This window comes from Kribbella sp. NPDC055071, from assembly GCF_053608045.1.
In genome coordinates this window covers 1-17,147 of the sequence record NZ_JBSGUS010000016.1, presented here as the reverse complement: position 1 = coordinate 17,147, position 17,147 = coordinate 1, and the positions used below count along the sequence as shown (strand labels likewise).

General features: G+C 66.7%; 13 protein-coding genes, 4 tRNA genes and 1 pseudogene. 8 read left to right on the top strand and 10 right to left on the bottom strand.

Features of this window, described 5'->3' with window-relative positions; genetic code table 11:
- Window positions 1-3 precede the first annotated feature (3 nt).
- From ACWF4Z_RS25240 to ACWF4Z_RS25215, 6 genes are read left to right on the top strand one after another with little or no spacing between them, the layout of a single operon-like run.
- The gene (locus tag ACWF4Z_RS25240) at window positions 4-846 is read left to right on the top strand and encodes a fumarylacetoacetate hydrolase family protein (protein ID WP_452245604.1); all 843 of its coding nucleotides are present in this window, start codon (window positions 4-6) and stop codon (window positions 844-846) included.
- Window positions 843-2,294, top strand: coding sequence for an aldehyde dehydrogenase (NADP(+)) (locus ACWF4Z_RS25235; RefSeq protein WP_452245603.1), 1,452 nt, complete (start codon window positions 843-845; stop codon window positions 2,292-2,294). Before ACWF4Z_RS25240 ends, ACWF4Z_RS25235 begins: the two co-directional genes overlap by 4 nt.
- A complete protein-coding gene (locus ACWF4Z_RS25230; protein ID WP_452245602.1) occupies window positions 2,291-4,090 on the top strand; it encodes an IlvD/Edd family dehydratase in 1,800 nt (599 codons plus the stop codon). Before ACWF4Z_RS25235 ends, ACWF4Z_RS25230 begins: the two co-directional genes overlap by 4 nt.
- Window positions 4,090-5,394 (top strand): DUF2088 domain-containing protein, encoded by a 1,305-nt coding sequence (locus tag ACWF4Z_RS25225; RefSeq protein WP_452245601.1) that lies wholly within the window; start codon window positions 4,090-4,092, stop codon window positions 5,392-5,394. Before ACWF4Z_RS25230 ends, ACWF4Z_RS25225 begins: the two co-directional genes overlap by 1 nt.
- On the top strand, window positions 5,391-6,257 hold the full coding sequence (locus tag ACWF4Z_RS25220; protein WP_452245600.1) for a hypothetical protein: 867 nt from the start codon (window positions 5,391-5,393) through the stop codon (window positions 6,255-6,257). Before ACWF4Z_RS25225 ends, ACWF4Z_RS25220 begins: the two co-directional genes overlap by 4 nt.
- The gene (locus ACWF4Z_RS25215) at window positions 6,254-7,645 is read left to right on the top strand and encodes an FAD-binding oxidoreductase (RefSeq protein ID WP_452245599.1); all 1,392 of its coding nucleotides are present in this window, start codon (window positions 6,254-6,256) and stop codon (window positions 7,643-7,645) included. The genes ACWF4Z_RS25220 and ACWF4Z_RS25215 overlap by 4 nt, the downstream gene beginning before the upstream one ends.
- Here ACWF4Z_RS25215 and ACWF4Z_RS25210 read toward each other — a convergent pair.
- From ACWF4Z_RS25210 to ACWF4Z_RS25175, 8 genes and pseudogenes are all read right to left on the bottom strand, one after another.
- Entirely contained in the window at window positions 7,602-8,645 is a 1,044-nt protein-coding gene (locus ACWF4Z_RS25210) for a hypothetical protein (protein ID WP_452245598.1), read from the bottom strand. The genes ACWF4Z_RS25215 and ACWF4Z_RS25210 overlap by 44 nt on opposite strands.
- A 42-nt stretch (window positions 8,646-8,687) precedes the next feature.
- Entirely contained in the window at window positions 8,688-10,607 is a 1,920-nt protein-coding gene (locus ACWF4Z_RS25205; RefSeq protein ID WP_452245597.1) for a heparinase II/III domain-containing protein, read from the bottom strand.
- A 425-nt stretch (window positions 10,608-11,032) separates the two neighbouring features.
- The gene (locus tag ACWF4Z_RS25200) at window positions 11,033-11,794 is read right to left on the bottom strand and encodes an RtcB family protein (protein WP_452245596.1); all 762 of its coding nucleotides are present in this window, start codon (window positions 11,792-11,794) and stop codon (window positions 11,033-11,035) included.
- Window positions 11,795-11,942: 148 nt separating this feature from the next.
- Window positions 11,943-12,089 (bottom strand): annotated as a pseudogene (locus ACWF4Z_RS25195) (RtcB family protein); the annotation flags it as partial.
- A gap of 278 nt (window positions 12,090-12,367) precedes the next feature.
- Complete coding sequence (locus ACWF4Z_RS25190) at window positions 12,368-12,814, bottom strand: HNH endonuclease (RefSeq protein WP_452245595.1); 447 nt, start codon at window positions 12,812-12,814, stop codon at window positions 12,368-12,370.
- A gap of 127 nt (window positions 12,815-12,941) precedes the next feature.
- Window positions 12,942-13,015: transfer RNA gene (locus ACWF4Z_RS25185), tRNA-His, on the bottom strand.
- A gap of 2 nt (window positions 13,016-13,017) precedes the next feature.
- Window positions 13,018-13,091: transfer RNA gene (locus ACWF4Z_RS25180), tRNA-Arg, on the bottom strand.
- 91 nt (window positions 13,092-13,182) lie between these two features.
- Window positions 13,183-13,253 (bottom strand) — tRNA-OTHER (locus ACWF4Z_RS25175).
- 768 nt (window positions 13,254-14,021) lie between these two features.
- Here ACWF4Z_RS25175 and ACWF4Z_RS25170 point away from each other — a divergent pair.
- Together ACWF4Z_RS25170 and ACWF4Z_RS25165 are read left to right on the top strand one after the other, a co-directional pair.
- Window positions 14,022-14,097 (top strand) — tRNA-Thr (locus ACWF4Z_RS25170).
- Window positions 14,098-14,200: 103 nt separating this feature from the next.
- Entirely contained in the window at window positions 14,201-15,985 is a 1,785-nt protein-coding gene (locus tag ACWF4Z_RS25165; RefSeq protein ID WP_452245594.1) for a tyrosine-type recombinase/integrase, read from the top strand.
- 30 nt (window positions 15,986-16,015) lie between these two features.
- Here ACWF4Z_RS25165 and ACWF4Z_RS25160 read toward each other — a convergent pair whose 3' ends face one another.
- Together ACWF4Z_RS25160 and ACWF4Z_RS25155 are read right to left on the bottom strand one after the other, a co-directional pair.
- Window positions 16,016-16,870, bottom strand: a complete 855-nt coding sequence (locus ACWF4Z_RS25160) for a hypothetical protein (protein ID WP_452245593.1) — start codon at window positions 16,868-16,870, stop codon at window positions 16,016-16,018.
- On the bottom strand, window positions 16,871-17,147 hold a 277-nt coding region (locus ACWF4Z_RS25155), incomplete at its 5' end, for a hypothetical protein (protein ID WP_452245592.1).

Below are 17,147 nucleotides of genomic sequence, written 5' to 3'. Positions count from 1 at the left end.
GGTGTGAGTACCGGTGACACGGTGGCACCGGTCGAAGGCATCGACAGCGTCGCGGAGCTGCTGCGACTGCGGTTGGATGACCTCAAGGCCGCGGTCGGCAAGGTGGGCGAGGCCGTGCCGGCTGACGGACTCACCTTCCTGCCGCCGCTCGACGGGCGCGGTGAGGTCTGGTGTGCGGGCGTGACCTATGAGCGGTCGCGCGGCGCGCGGATGGAGGAGAGCACCGAGCAGTCCGTGTACGACAAGGTCTACACCGCCGATCGGCCCGAGCTGTTCCAGAAGGCGCCGGCCTGGCGGGTTGTGGTCGACGGCGAGCCGGTCGGGATCCGGACCGACTCGGGTCACGACGTACCGGAGCCGGAGCTCGCGGTCGTTGCCAACAGCCACGGTGAGATTGTCGGGTTCACAGTCTGCAACGACATGAGTTCGCGGTCGATCGAGGGCGTCAACCCGCTCTACGTGCCGCAGGCCAAGCTGTTCGCCGGTGGGTGCGCGCTGGCGACCGGGATCCGGCCCGTCTGGGAGGTGGCGAATCCGAAGGACCTGACCATCGATCTCGTCATCGAACGCGCCGGCGACGAGGTGTTCGCGGGTACGACGTCAACCGCGAAGCTCGTGCGTGAGCTCCAGGACCTGATCGACGCACTCTTCCTGCCGAACGACTTTCCCGACGGCGTGATCCTCGCAACCGGCACCGGGATCGTGCCGGAGCTGGACTTCACGCTGGCCGACGGCGACGTCATCACGATCACCATCGCCGAGGTCGGCACGCTGACCAACACAGTAGCTACCGGCCGCGAACCCTTTGCTTTCCTGGCCAAAGACAACCTGGAGGAGAAGCGATGACCCCGGACACAACGCCTGCTGAGCTTGAGAACGCTCTTGCTGAGGCTACGGCGGCTGCTCCGGCGTTGGCGGCGAGCGAACCCAATGTCCGCGCGGGATGGATTCGTGCAGTGGCGGATGCGCTCGATGCCGCGGCGGATGAGTTGGTGCCGATCGCGATCCGGGAGTCGTCGCTGCCGGAGCCGCGGCTGCGTGGCGAGGTCGCCCGCAGCACCGGTCAGCTGCGGATGTTCGCCGACGCCCTGGCAGAAGGTTCGCTGCTCGAGGTCATCATCGACACAGCGGACGCCCAGGCCAAGCCGGTCCCACGCCCCGACCTCCGGCGAGTCTTGGTCCCACTCGGCCCGGTCCTGGTGTTTGCCGCGAGCAACTTCCCGTTCGCGTTCAGCGTCTGCGGCGGCGACACCGCCTCTGCGCTGGCGGCCGGTTGCCCAGTGATCGTCAAAGCACACCCCGGCCACCCAGAGCTCTCCGCCCGCACCGCCGCAGTGATGATCGAGGCGCTGCACACAGCAGGCGCCCCGGATGGTTCGTTCGGCCTGATCCAAGGTTTCGACGTCGGCGTCACCGCGCTGAAGGACCCGCGCATCACGGCCGCAGGCTTTACCGGCTCGGTTCCGGCCGGTAAGGCACTCCACGAGATCGCAGTCACCCGCCCAGAGCCCATCCCGTTCTACGGCGAGCTGGGCAGCCTGAATCCGGCCTTCGTCACCCAAGCCGCAGTCGATGCCCGAGGCAAGGACATCGCCACCGGGTACGTCGGCTCGTTCACCCTCGGTGTCGGCCAGTTCTGCACCAAGCCCGGCCTCCTCTTCCTCCCGGCCGGACACGGCCTCCAGCAACAGTTGACCGAGGCCGTCACCGGTGTCGCCGAGGCGCCGATGCTGAACGACCGGATCAAGGACGCCTTCAGCTCCGGCCTGGATCGCCTGGAGAAGATCGACGGCGTGAGGGTCTGGGCCTCGGCCGGCGCAACGTTGCTGCAGACAACGGTCCCCGAGCTGCTCACCCGTCGCGACGAAATTCTCGAGGAGTGCTTCGGCCCGGTCTCGATCGTGGTCGAATACGCGTCACCCGACGAGCTGCGATCCGCGATCGAAGCGTTCGAAGGCAATCTGACCGCGACGCTTCACGCCGAGGACTCCGACGCCGACTTCGCGCGAGAGCTGTTGCCGTTGCTAACGGCAAGGGCTGGTCGCGTGCTCTGGAACGGCTGGCCGACCGGCGTCGCGGTGTCCTGGGCGCAGCATCACGGCGGCCCGTTCCCGTCGACCGTCGGCTCGATCCACACCAGCGTCGGGGTGACTGCGGCCCGGCGGTTCCAGCGTCCGGTCGCGTACCAGGACGCTCCCGATGCCGTGCTTCCCGACGTACTGAAGGACTCGAACCCGGCCGGCATCAGCCGGCGGGTCAACGGATCCGTGACCACAGGCGAGGTGTCGCGATGACCGATCTGTCCGCGAACGAACCGACGGTCGACGAGCCTGATCAGCCCATCGGGCGGCGGAGTTTCGACCACTGGTTCGGTGAGAAGGGCCGCAACGGGTTCATCCACCGGTCCTGGATGAAGTCGCAGGGCTTCTCCGAGGAGGCGTTCGACGGCCGCCCGGTGATCGGGATCGCCAACACCTGGTCCGAGCTCACCCCGTGCAACGCGCACCTACGCCGGCTGGCCGATTCGGTCAAACGGGGTGTCTGGCAGGCGGGTGGGTTCCCGCTCGAGTTCCCGGTGATGTCGCTCGGGGAGACGTTGCTGCGGCCGACCGCGATGCTGTTCCGCAACCTGCTCAGCATGGACGTCGAGGAATCCCTGCGCGGCAACCCGATCGACGGCGTCGTCCTGCTGACCGGCTGCGACAAGACCACACCTGGTTCGATCATGGGCGCCGCGAGCGTCGACCTGCCGACGGTCGTCGTGACCGGCGGACCGATGCTGAACGGCAAGTTCCGCGGCTGCGACATCGGTTCCGGTACGGCGGTTTGGCGCTTCACCCAGGACCTCAACGCGGGCCGGATGTCGGCCGAGGACTTCGCTGCGGCCGAAGCGGGTCAGTCGCGCAGCAACGGCCACTGCATGACCATGGGTACGGCGTCCACGATGGCCTGCATGGCCGAGGCGCTCGGTCTGCAGTTGACCGGATCCGCGGCGATCCCCGCGGTCGACTCGCGCCGTTACGTGATCGCCCAGAAGTCTGGGCAACGCATCGTCGAGATGGTGAAGGAGGACCTCAAACCGAGCGACATCCTCACCCGTGACGCCTTCGCGAACGCTGTCCGAGCCAACGCTGCGATCGGCGGCTCGACGAACTTCGTGATTCACCTGCTGGCCATCGCCGGCCGCGTCGGCGTCGAGCTGACGCTGGACGACATCGACGAGTGGGCGCGCGGCGTGCCGTGGCTCGTCGACCTGCAGCCATCGGGCAAGTACCTGATGGAGGACTTCTACTACGCCGGCGGTCTGCCCGCGGTGATGAAGGAGATCCTGCCGCTGCTCAAGACCGAGGCGATCACCGTCACCGGAAAAACGATCGGCGAGAACGTCGCGAACGCCGAGCGGATCGAGGCGACCTATCCGGGCGCCGCTCCGGGCAGCCAGACCTACGCGGTGATCCGGCCGGTCGGAGACCCGCTGGGTAGCGGTGCGGGGACCGCCGTACTGAAGGGGAATCTGGCACCTGACGGCGCCGTCATCAAGCAGTCGGCCGCGTCCGAGCGACTCTCCCGGCACCGCGGCAAGGCGCTGGTGTTCGCGAGCATCGAGGAGTACGACAAGGCGGTCGAAGATCCGGAACTGGACGTCGACGAGGACACCGTGCTTGTGCTGCAGAACTCGGGCCCGCGGGGCTATCCCGGAATGCCCGAGGTCGGGAACATGACCATCCCGCGCAAGCTCGCCGAAATCGGCGTGGACGACATGGTGCGGATCTCGGACGCGCGGATGAGCGGTACGGCGTACGGCACCGTCGTACTCCATGTCACGCCGGAAGCGGCTGTTGGCGGGCCGCTTGCGCTGGTGCGGACCGGTGACTGGATCGAGCTCGACGTACCGGCTCGGCGCTTGCATCTGGATGTGTCCGACGAGGAGTTGGAGAAGCGCCGGGCGGATTGGCAGCCGCCGACGCCTCCGACCGACCGCGGCTGGGCCCGCCTGTACGTCGACCACGTGACCCAGGCCAACCAGGGCTGCGACCTGGACTTCCTGGTCGGCCGCACCGGCTCAGCAGTAGCGCGACAGAGCCACTGATGAGCTGGGGACCCTTCGAGGCTGTCCGCGGGCTGCGACCGGCAGGCGTACTCCCGCAGGTCACGCCGGTTCGCCGCATCCTCACCGATCTGCCGACCTCGCACGATCCGTACACCGACGCACAGGCCGCACTCGAACCCCTGCGCGAGCGGATCCGGCCTGGTACGCGGATCGCGGTGACCGCGGGCAGCCGAGGGATTCAGGACCTGGTGCCGGTGGTCAAGGCGGCGGTGGACTGGCTGAAGTCGGTCGGTGCGACACCGTTTGTCGTGCCGGCGATGGGGTCGCACGGCGGGGCGACGGCGGACGGGCAGCGCGAGATGCTGGCCGGCCTCGGGATCATGCCGGAGTCGGTCGGATGCCCGGTCGAGGCGACGATGGAGACCGTGGTCGTCGGCACGTTGGAGGACGGTACGCCGGTGCACCACGACGCCCTGGCCGCCAAGGCCGACGGAGTGCTCCTGGTCAACCGAGTCAAGCCACACACGGACTTCCGGGGTCCGATCGAGAGCGGTATCGCGAAGATCCTCGCGATCGGGTTGGGTAACCACGCAGGTGCTGCCGCCTTGCATGCGGGCGGGATCCCCTCGTTGGGTGTGGCCATCGAAGCCGCGGCCCGGATGGTCGTTGCGCAGGGCAAGATACTCGGCGGCCTGGCGATCCTCGAGAACGCCCACGAGCGGACCGCCACCGTCGAGTTCCTGGAGCCCGACGGGATCGCCGGACCGGCCGAGAATGCCTTACTCCAAAGGGCTTCGAGCCTACTCGGGCGGTTGCCGTTCGACTCGTTGGACGTCCTGGTGGTGGACGAGATGGGTAAGGACAAGTCTGGCGCCGGCATGGACACGAACGTGATCGGCCGGTGCTGGGTGCACGGGATCCCCGAGTTCGAATCGCCGTCGATCGCGGCGATCAGTGTGCACTCGCTGTCTCCGGCGTCGCACGGAAACGCATCCGGGCTGGGGTTGGCCGACGTCATCCCGGCTCGGCTCCTGGACCAGATCGACATCCAGGCAAGCTATGTGAACGCGCTGACCTCCGGCGCCGGTGGAGCGCGCCGATCCCGGCTGCCAATGGTGATGGAGGATGACGAGGCCGCCGTACTCGCCGCCGTGACGATGTGCGGCCGGCGAGACTGGTCCGAGCTGCGGCTGGCCCGGATCAAGGACACGCTGTCCCCGAACGAATTGCTGGTGACCCCGGCCTTGCTGGCCGAGGCTGCCGACCGGTTCGACCTGGAGATCACCGGTACGGCGCGCGACCTGACGTTGGCGGGGAAGCTCGGATCCTGGAGCGAGAGATGAACCTTCGCGAAGCACGGGCTCTGCTGACCGATCGCGGGTTCGGGCCTGGGGCCCCGTCTACTGCGACGTTCCCGGACGGTTCGCCGTACCGGGTCGAGATCCCTTCCTGTGAAGGACCCGCGGTGATGGCTGCGGTCCTGGAAGAGGCGAAGACGCGCGGCGTCCAGGTCGACCGGGTGTCACAGGGCAGTGGCGTGATGATGCTGACCGATGCCGAGATCCAGGAGATGCTCTCGCTCGGCGCGACCGCCGGTGTCGAGGTCTGTCTGTTCCTCGGGCCGCGCGGTGCCTGGGATATCGGGGGACAGGCCAAGGTCTCGGCTGCCGTTGGTGGGGTTGCGCGAGGCAACGAGATGGTTGCCGCGTCGCTGTGTGACGCGTTCCGGGCGGTGGACCTCGGCGTACGGAGTCTGCTGGTCGGGGACCTCGGCGTACTGGAGCTCCTTGGTCAGTTGAAGGTCGAGGGATCGTTGCCGTCCGATCTGGTCCTGAAGACCTCGGTGCTGATGCCGTTGCCCAACGCACCGACCGCGCGGTTGTACGAGCGACTGGGTGCGACGAGCCTCAATGTATCGACCGATCTGCCAGTGCCTGTCCTGGCGGAGATCCGATCCGTCACGACCGTGCCGATCGACATGTACATCGAGGTCCCCGATGACCAGGGCGGCCATGTACGGTTCTACGACGTACCGGAGGTCGTTCGGGTCGCCGCGCCGGTGTATCTGAAGATGGGCCTGCGGAACGCGCCGAACATCTACCCGGTCGGCGCTCACCTCGCCGGTACGGCGGAAGCCCTGGGACGAGAGCGGGTCCGTCGGGCCGAGCTGATCCTACGACTGCTGGCGGAACAGGACGAAACATGAGTGATCCGTTGGTGGCCCGGCTGCGGTCGACGCTCGGTGACCGTGCGGTTGTGGACGATCCCGACGTACTGGACAGTCATCGCAATGACCACGCGACCTTCTGTACGGCCGGCGTGCCGCGGTTGCTGGTGCGGCCTGGCAGTACGGCGGACGTCCAAGAGGTGATGCGTGCGGCCGGAGAGTTCGGTGTGCCTGTGGTGACGCAAGGCGCACGGACCGGGTTGTCCGGAGCGGCCAACGCGATCGACGGATGTCTGTTGCTGTCGACCTCGCGGATGAACCAGATCCTGGAGATCTCGGTGGAGGACCAGGTCGCCGTCGTACAGCCCGGTGTGGTGAACGCCGAACTGTCGCGTGAAGTGTTGGCGCAGAACCTGTTCTACCCGCCGGATCCGTCGTCGTGGGAGATGTCCACGCTCGGTGGCAACATCGCGACCAATGCCGGTGGGTTGTGCTGCGTGAAGTACGGCGTGACAGCGGACTTCGTGCGTGGTCTTGAGGTGGTGCTGGCGTCGGGTGAGGTCGTCCGGACCGGCCGGCGGTCGGCGAAGGGCGTCGCGGGCTACGACCTGACCCACTTGATCGTCGGATCCGAAGGGACCTTGGGCGTCGTCACCGAGGCCACGCTGGCGTTGCGTCCGGCGCCGGAAGCCGCGCTGACCGCAGCCGCGACGTTCCCGTCGATGGAGGCGGGGATCGCCGCCGCGGCTGCCGTGATGGCATCCGGCCTGCGACCGTCGCTGCTCGAATACCTCGATCGCCCGACCTTGCGAGCCATCCAGGACTACCGGGACATGGGCCTGCCGGAAGACGCGGAGTCGATGCTGATCGCCCAGTCCGACCGCGGCCCGCGGGCAGCCGAGGACGTGGCCCGGATCGCCGCGATCTGCTTGGAGTACGACGCGGTCGAGGTCGCCGAGGCCTCGGACGCGGAGGAGTCCCGGATGCTCCTCGAGGCGCGTCGCCTGGTCAATGCGGCCCTCGAGGCGCGCGGTCTCACCTTGATCGACGACGTCGCCGTACCGCGATCGAAGCTCGTTGCCCTGGTCCACGGGGTCGAGGAGATCGGCGCGAAGTACGACGTACTGATTTGTTGCCCTGGGCATGTGGGCGACGGGAACATGCATCCGACGGTGGTCTTCGATCGTGACGATCCCGCCGCCGAGGCCCGTGCGCTCGATGCGTTCGGCGCGGTGATGGAGTTCGGGCTGTCGCTGGGCGGCACGATCACCGGCGAACACGGCGTCGGCATGCTCAAGACCCGATGGCTCGAGACCGAGCTCGGCCCGATCAGCCTCGACCTCCACCGCCGCGTCAAGCAGGCCTTCGACCCCCAGAACCTGCTTAATCCTGGAAAGGTGCTCTCCAGCCAACCGGCCCGGAGTTGAGGTCGTCCGGTAGCTGCGCCATCTGGAACAGCGGCACCTGAAAGCCCTCCTTACGGATGCGCAGATCGTGGTACAGCAGCGTGCTGATACCAGTCAGAAACTGCTGGGTGAAGCCCAAGGCCACCGACGAGACCACGACCGAGAGCACCAGCACGCCCGGCGTCAAGGCCGCGTCGAGCGCTTGGTTCAGGTCCTGGTTCGAGTTGCTCGGCAACCGGATCGCGGAAGCAGGTAGCTGCACCACACTGCTGGCGAGGTTGGCTATCAGCCCTGCCAGCAGCATGATCCCGAAGGTCCGCCACCAGAAGTCCCGGACCAACCCGCGCGACCGGCGCATCGCGGCCCGCGCCGGTATCGACTCCAGGATCAGTGCGGCGCCTGCTACCGTGAACCCGTTCCCGAAGTAGATCGCGAAGGCGGCCGCGGCGAGGAAGAGGGCGAAGGCCAGGCAGCCGAAGAGGAACGCTCCGTCGTCGTTGCCCGCCACGCCCAGCCCGATGGCACCGCCGATCGATCCGAGCGGTAGGAGGAAGAACGCGGCGATCAGCAGCCCGATCAACACGTTCAGGCCGACGATGGGCAGTATCCGGGGCAATGCCGCGCGCAGCGCCTGACCGATCGAGGTACGACGGCCGAGCACTGCGCGGCTCACCACCAGCGTGGCCGTCGTCTGGACGATCGCCGTTGAGAGCACGGTCAGCACGATCGTGACAACGATGACGACGATCAGGTCCCGGATGGTGCCTGAACTCGGTGCGTTGTTGCTGTCGAACGCCACCGACATACCGCGGATCGGCTTGATCACCAGGAGACCGTCGACGACAGCTACGACTGCGTAGACGCCGAACGGCAACAACAACGCGGCTTGCCAGTTCCGGAAGATCGCCTGGAACGATCCGTTCAGCACGGCTCCGACGTCCAGCGGCCGCAGTGGAATCACGCCGGGCTGTGGCGCCTGCGGTGGTGGGTAGTAGTTGAAGTTCGGTGGATAGTTCGTCATGCCGCCCCCTGGTTCTTGTAGCCATGCTGACATGGGACCGTGTCACGCGAGGCGGAAGAGCGAACCGCCGGGCGTGATGCCGACCGAGGTACGTACGCCCGCCAGGTTGAGGTCGACGACGAACGTCGTACCGGACATCCGCGTCTTGTACGTCACCGAGCCCGTCGCCCGCACGGGAGCGATGAACGAGAGGATGGACGCGGACGTCCCGGATCGCATGAACTGCAGCGTCGGCGCGGATCGGCGCGTGGTGATGTTCGGGTAGGTCCAGCCCTGGATCGGCTTTGTTTGGGCCTGTTTGAGGAGGATCGCCCCGCGCGGCAGAGCCTGCTTGTACGGGATCTGGAACAGGATCGTGTGGCTGGTGTCGCCCGGTCGTGCCGCGACGGCTGTGGTCCGCGAGTACACCGTCGCCTTCTGATCCGCCGGCAGATGCCACAGCGTTTGGAACTGTTGCGCGGTCTTGGACGATCCGCGGTCGAGCGCAACGACGAGGTCTGGATTGTTGAGCACCAGTACGGCGCGGACGCGGCTGATACCCGTCCCGGGTGCGTCGGCGAACTCGAAGAAGTCGGCGTTCGGCTTCACCGCGGACCTGGTCAGCTTGGTCGCCGTCAGGCGGTCGGCCGTCAGGGGAGTCGTCATCGCATTCGAGGAGAAGGGGCCCTTGGCCCACGCCCGCCAGACGTCGTTCTGGTAGCCGGCGTGGCCGCCACTGATCAGGATGTCCCGCCCGCGCGCGGTGTAGGTGATCGACGTGTGGTCGCTGTGGCCGTGCAGTTGACGCGCCGGCCCATACCTGATGCTGTACGACGCTTGGCCCGCAAACGTACTGCTCGTTCCCCAACCGGTCCGGCCGAAGACGTAGCCGGCCGAGTACATGCCGACGCGCTGGGTCGGTGCGATCCCGGTGGTGCCGTGGCTTCCGGCGTACTCGAGTGGCGTTCCGGCGATCGGCATCGTCCGGACGATCTCCGAATCGCCGATCTGGTGGAGGTTGCCGAGTGAGTTCGTTGCCAGGGCCAACCAGTTGGCCAGCAACGCGCGGCGCGTGTTGATCGTCGTACCCGGATCCGCGCCGCAGGCCCGCAGTACGTCGACGGCGCGGCCCCACAGGGCGTAGTTGAACTGGGCATAGGCCGTCGATTGCTCGTTGGTCGAACCTTGCGCGTCGATCGAGGTGGTGATCGCGGCGTTCAGCCGCTGCTGGGCAAGTGTCAGGTAGTCCTGGCGGCCGAACGTGCAGCCGACGCCGAAGAGCGTGATGCTCTCGTCGGTGCCGTGGTTCCACGCGCCGCTCCAATGGGCGACCAGGAAGTTGGCGTGGTTCACCAAGGCGGTGTCCAGCCAGGTGTACCGCGCCGGGAGCGTGGTGACGTTCAAACCGGCCATGACGGCCTGCCGGGTGCAAATGAGCACGTTGGCCCGGTGTTTCGTCGACTCCCAGGCGCCGACATTCGCCTGCCAGGAGTACGGATTGTCACGCACCCAGTCCGCGATGACCGTCGTCACGTGGTCGAGCGCGACCTGGTCGCCCTGGCCGGCGGCGATGATTCCTTGCCCTAGCCAACGAAGCGAGTGGAACCACATATACCAGCTGGGGTTGTTGTAGGGGTTGAGCTTCCAGTTGATGTTGCCTTTGCCGTCACCAACCTTGTACGCCGTGAACCCGCCCCAGCTGTAGGTGTCGGCCAGGACCGACGCCAGCGGGGTTGCGTTGTCGATCGTGCCGAAGCCGGGGCAGGTGTACGTGCCTCCCGTTGCCGTCAACGCCGTTGCCGTCTTTGTGCTCACGGTGTCCGCCGGGACCACATTCGTTGCCCCTGGCACGAATTGTGCCCCCGGCGGCTCCGGCAGATCCGGAGCGATCGCGATCCCCGGGCCGGTCCTGTCCGGCTCCGCCGTCGCGGTGCCCGCTATCCCCGCGATCACGAGCCCGAGCACCACCATCCATCTGACCATGGGCTTCCCCCACCAGTGAGTGCGCCCCAGTCGCGTGCCATCCCTTACTCCGCACGATGGTCAGTCGCCGGAGAAAGTTGCGGATGACTTGTCCTGTTGGGCTGTTTCACTCACCGTTGGGGGTTGGCGACGGCGCGTACTACTCCTCGACTGCGACGACGCGGATCCAGTCGGAGCAATCGGCTTCGCACCAGACGTGATCCCCGGCGTGGGCGATCCGATCGCGCTGCACATGTCCGCACGCAAGCCGAACCCGACGCAACGCATGACCCTGCTTCACCGGAGCACCGGTCCTACCGCCGGGCACTCGCTTCCTGTTTCTGAGGTCGGCCATAGCCGGTCCTCCTCTCTTTTAGTTGCTTGAGGCATTTATCGCCTCGCGTGTGCGGGTCCTGCCGTGTCCCCTGACCACGGCAGGACCCCTGCTATCCCTTGACGCAGACAATCTGCTTGAGGTGAGCAACCACCTCGACCAGATCAGCCTGCGCAGCAATCACGGACTCGATATCCTTGTACGCCGCAGGAATCTCATCGATCACCCCGGCGTCCTTCCGGGACTCAACGCCCGCCGTCTGCGCGACCAGGTCGTCGACGGTGTACCGGCGCTTGGCCTCGCTCCGGCTCATCCGCCGGCCCGCCCCGTGCGAGGCCGAGTAGAAGGACCGTTCCGAGCCGAGCCCACGAACGACGTACGACCCGGTCCCCATCGATCCCGGGATCAGCCCGAGATCCCCGAGGCCAGCCCGGATCGCGCCCTTACGAGTGACGAGCAGGTCGAGCCCGTCGAACTGCTCCTCGGCCACGTAGTTGTGGTGGCACGAGATCGGCTGGTCGAACCGCACCTCGTGATCGAACGACTCCCGTACCGCCTGCATCACCAGCGCCAGCATCACTGCACGGTTGCGTGCCGCGTACTCCTGCGCCCACGTGAGATCCCGCCGGTACGCGTCCATCTCCGGCGTACCGGAAAGGAACACCGCGAGGTTGCGATCCGGAAGATCCGCGTTGTGCGGCAGGTCCCGGGCGATCCGCATGTGCCGCTCGGCGAGCTCCTTGCCGATGTTGCGGCTGCCCGAGTGCAGCATCAGCCATACCCGGTCCTCGTCGTCGAGGCAGACCTCGATGAAGTGGTTGCCGGAGCCCAGCGAACCCATCTGCTGCTTGGCCTTCCGCTCCCGGTCCTGCACCCCCGTCGTGCAGACTCGTGAACCCGCCCCACAGCCGATCCCAGGGCCGCGGATCCAGCCCGAGCCGGCGAATCCCGACCGCATCCTCGTGCGCCCGGAACCCAACCGGTACGGCGGCCTCGATACGGGACCGAATCGCCGACAGATCGTCCGGCAGGTCCGCAGCTGTCAACGAGGTCAGGACACCTTCCATCCCGCACCCGATGTCGACTCCGACCGCTGCCGGAGAAACGGCCTGGTACATGGCGATCACCGAACCGACCGTCGCACCCTTGCCGAGATGCACGTCCGGCATCACCCGGACACCGTGCACCCACGGCAGCGCAGCGATGTTGCGCAGTTGCTGCAGCGCCTGAGCCCCGACCTCGTGCTCCTGGGCCCACATGAGCGTGGAGCTCTTCGCCCCACTCAGTTCCACCGGAAACTCCACGTTCATCTCCTCACTCTCCTTGTTCATGGATATGCGGCAAGGCAGGGTCTTGAACCCTGACGTCCCGTCGCGGGACAGACCGTTGTCGAGACGGTTGCCGTTAGGCCGAAACTCGGCTTACCTTGCCAGGCTGGCGTTTCGCCTCAGAGGGCGATCTCCGCGCGGGAGGGGATCCATGGCTGCCATAGCAGTGGCATGCCGGCCTCGTTCGGCGTACGCGAGCCTTTCCTCTCGTTGCAGGCCGCGTGGGCGGCGACGGCGTTCAGCCACTCGCCTCGTCCACCGCGCGACCGTGGAACCACGTGGTCCATGGTGGTCGCGCCGGGCTTGCCGCAGTACGCGCAGGTGTACTTGTCCCGCTTCAGCACGCCGGCGCGGGTGTACTGCAGGCGTCCGGACGCGTAGCGCCACTTGGTCACGACGTACCGCACCAGTCGCAGCACTCGGGGGAGGGGGAACGGTCCGATGCTGGCGCCGTCGTGTGCCTCCTCGACAACGGCGACCTCGCGGACGAGCATCCGGATGGCGTGCTGGATCGACACGACATGCAGCTGCTCGTACGACGCGTTCAGGACGATCACACCGCTCATGTGGTTCCTCCTCCCCTCCAGTGTGCCCGACCGCGCGCAGCCAGGTCGGTGATCTCGGTGTCGGTCTCAGCTCGTGCGGTACGCCGTACTGTCACGCGTTACGTACGGCGACGTCCGCCGTACCGAGGGTGTCCGGCGGGGCTCGAACCCGCTTCCTCCGGGTTCACGTCCCGGCGCATCGCCCACTTCCGCTTCGGACACAGCACGCCCGGCAGGACTCGAACCTGCACTCTCCGGCTTCGTAGGCCGGTGCTCTGTCCAGTTGAGCCACGAGCGTGGAGCGCCTTGCGCCGGATGTACCGCAGATTTCCGTCCCAAGGCACGTTGCCGGCGCCCGCTCGGCCGGTAGCAAGCATTCCGCGGGCGCCTGGTCCAGCTGGAGGGAGTCGAACCCTCGATCTCCTCGGGTGAGGCGGCCTACACCAGGGCCCACAGCCGGTCGACGTCCCCGGGGCTTTGCGGGCCCCGGGGACGGCCGCCCGGGACCTGCCCGGGCGTCTTCCCCGGCGCACGGGCGGCGCCGCAGGGAAGGTTTCTCCCGGGCCCTCGGTGACCCGGAAGAAAATGCGATGAATGTCCAGTTGTCAATTGATCGTGCCGGTATTCGTGAATACCGGAAAATGCATCGGTGGAAGGAGTCGAACCCTCGTGACGCGGGTTTGGAATCCGGTCCGCAACCATTGCGCACCGACGTGGCCCGATACTGCGGGCACAGAAAAAGGAGCCGCCTGCTGCCGGTTGGCCCGGCTCAGACGACTCCTGGGAGATGCTCCAGTTAGGAGATCACCCAGGCGGGCCGCCCATGCTCGGGCTCAGCTCGGTCCCGAGCCGGTGGTAGAAGGTGGCTTCATCGGCAGATCGCAGACACGCCGACAAAGCCTCGCGGCAGGGCCGCCAAGCCTTTCGCACGTTCCCCGAGCAGTACACGATGTCTCCTAGAGTTTCGAAGTCCTTGCGGGAAATAGTCTGACCCATCCCAACACTTGAGTCAACGCATTTCCCGCCCCATTCATTCCAACCAATTGTCCGACGTAAGCCGAACCCCCCAAGTTCCCCCAACCACGCTGAACCCCGATCCCTCCGCGCACTCCAACCCCCACCCCAACCACCGCAAGCCCCACCCCATCCATCCCCCTCAACCCCACCCCCACCCAGATCCGATTCGAAATCACCCCCACCCTCCCGCTACACTCTTGCCTCGGCACCCGCCGCCTTAGCTCAGTCGGCAGAGCGTCTCACTCGTAATGAGAAGGTCGTCGGTTCGATTCCGACAGGCGGCTCCACCCAAACCCCCAGGTCAGAGGCTACTTTCTGACCCTGGGGGTTTCTTCGTTCCACCCCTCCGTGGTGCCGGTCGTGGAGCCAGTCGGTCGTAAGCTGCCGTTCGTGGCCAAGGAAAAGGCGAAACCGAAGCGTCAACTCGGCGGGATCGAGACCCTGCCGTCGGGATCGCTCCGTGTCAGTGTGTTCGCCGGCCGCGACCCGATCACGAAGGACCGGGTGTACTTGCGGGAGACGATCCCCGCCGGGCCGAAGGCTGAGGAACAGGCGGAAACAGTACTCACCCGCTTCCGTTTGGAGGTCTACGAGCGGCGTCATCCCCGAACGGATGCGACTGTCGAGCAGCTCCTTGAGCGGCACCTGGCTGACGCCAAGCTCGGGTTCAAGACGGCGAAGAACTACCGCAGCCAATCCGACAAGCACATCGTCCGCACGATCGGTCGGGTCAAGGTCCGCGCCGTCGACGCGGGCGTGATGGACTCGTTCTATTCCGAGCTGCGTCGGTGCCGAGACCACTGCAACAAGAAGCCTCGGATCGATCACCGAACCGATCGGGCGCACGAGTGCGACGAGCGCTGCAAGCCCCACGTGTGTGAGGCGCTCAGTGAGTCGAGCATCCTCTACATTCACCAGATCCTCAGCGGAGCATTCCGGCGAGCGGTCCGCCTGAAGTGGGTCACCCTCAACCCGATCGACTTCGCCGAGCCACCGTCACCCCCAAAGCCGAGGCCACGGCCACCATCCGTGGAGGACGCCGCAGCAATCGTCAACGAAGCGTGGAAGGACCCCGACTGGGGGGCACTGATCTGGTTGACCATGGTGGCCGGCAACCGCCGCGGCGAGCTGTGCGGTATCCGCTGGCGCCACGTTGACCTCGACAGAGGGGTTATCCACGTCCAGCGCGCGATCGGCCAGTACGGCAAAGAGACGTGGGAGAAGGACACCAAGAACGAGGACGACCGACGGATCGTTCTCGATCCTGAGAGCGTTGCGGTGCTCTCTGAGCATCGAGACCGCTGCGAACAGCGCGCACGTGGATTGGGGAAGAAGCTCGCACGCGACGCGTTCATGTTCTCTCGCGACCCGCTGGGGGAGACCCACCTGAAGCCCGATTCGGTGACGCAGCGGTACAGCAGGTTGGTGACTCGGCTCGGGATCGAGACCTCGATCCACAAGCTTCGCACGTACAACGCAACCGAGCTGTTGTCGGCCGGCGTCGACATCCGCACGGTCGCCGGCCGCCACGGACATGGTGGTGGTGGTGCTACGACGGGACGCCACTACTCGGCTTGGGTATCCGAGGCGGACCAACGGGCAGCCAGCACCGTTACGCCGCGGATGCCCGCACGTCCGCGGGCTGCCGACCTTCCACCGAGGGTCGAGTTCGAGCCGAAGCACCCATTCGAGAAGCTCGCGGTTGAGCTGCGTGATCGTATCTACGCCGGCAGCCTGGTCGTCGGTCTGCAAATGCCGCCGGTCAAGGAGATCGGTCGGCAGAACCGCGTCTCGCCGTCGACGGCCCAGCGTGCCGTGCAGCTGCTTAGCGAGTGGGGATTGGTCCGCGTCGAGCCTGGCCGGCCGACCTTGGTCGCTCCCCGGCAAGCGGCTGCGCCAACTGTTGAGGTCGCTGACGCGGCGCTGGAAGGGCCGCCTGCTCCGATGCCCTTCGGCCCTGAAGCAATCAAGCTGGAGGTCCGCAGGCTTGGTGTCACCGTAGCCTGCCTGGAGACGCAGGCCGATCCCGGCGATACCGGATCGCTCCATCGACTGCTGCTCGGGGCCGTGAAGCGCCATGGTTCCCAGCCGCAGGAGATCGACGACTTCGAGTTGATCGTCCGGAGGCCTGGTGACGACGCGGTTCTGACTACGTACGTGGCCCTCGCGCCGTGATCCAGACCGCCATCCGGCTCGGGCATTCCGTCACGTAGCTTGCCAGGCCAAGCCCGATCGGTACGCCTGAGCACTGACCGTCGGAGCGCACCAGCTCGCCAGGGTCGCGTCGTCGTGCCGCTTGGTACGGGGGTAACGCTCGCCGTCAGGATCGGCTACTTCGATCTCGCGGACGTGGTCGATCAGCTTTGCCGGGCCGACCTTGTCCAGCAGATCCAGGTACTCGGGCCAGCCGTACAAGCCCATCTGGTCAACCGGGCGTGTAGCGCCGTCCGAGAAGATCGCGAGCCGACGTACGCCCGACCGCGGATAGCTGTTGACCAGTGCGTGGCAGGCCGCTTCAGGCTCAGCGGCTGCTACCCACCAGCCGTCCGGGCGATTGCGGGTCCTCGTCTGCGTGCTGACGAGTTCGGCCAACGCGGCCTTGTGCTCGGGGGTATTGAATTTCAGGCCAGCAACCGCATCAGGCTCGGTCCCAGCGATCTCCTCGATTCGGAGATCGCATGTGACCTGGGGGCCTTCCCCGCTCTCGACCAGAACCGTCACGTCCGACAGTGCGAGCGTGTCCACCTGATCGGCGCCAACACGCAGGATCCCAACCGCCGCGCACGGCGTACCCGGGTCGTCGAGGTCGCAGGTGTCGGAGTGCGAGGCCGCGACCGCAGCGAGAGCCTCGTGCAGACCATCGCGCAAGGAAAGGTCGGGGTGGCCGGCAAGGGCGCGCAGGGTATGTGCGCCGAGCTGCTGCGCGTACCAGGCGACGCCGTGCCGACACCCGCCCATCGGTACGCCGGCGCCGTCGACGACGATCGCGAGATCTGGCGTGACGACAACGAAGTCCTCGTTCGGGCGTCCAGGCGCTGCGTCTGTGGCTAGTGAGAACACTCAATGACCGCCAATCTCTGGTTCGACAGCAGCGAGCTTGGCACAGAATCGTTCCACCTCAGGTATGTGCGACCACCGGGCCAGGCCAGAAGGCATCGTGCCACGAAGGTCCGCGAGCGTGCGAGTCGAACCTGTGGCGACGGCGATGGTGTACGCCTCCTCGGCGGCGGAAGTTGCAGCCTCCGGCTGCTCAGCAAGGATGTGTGCGCGGGCAAGGGAGCCGAGGTACTGCCCGCGGTCGCGGTGGTAGTCAGGTGGAAGGCTGTCGATAACATCG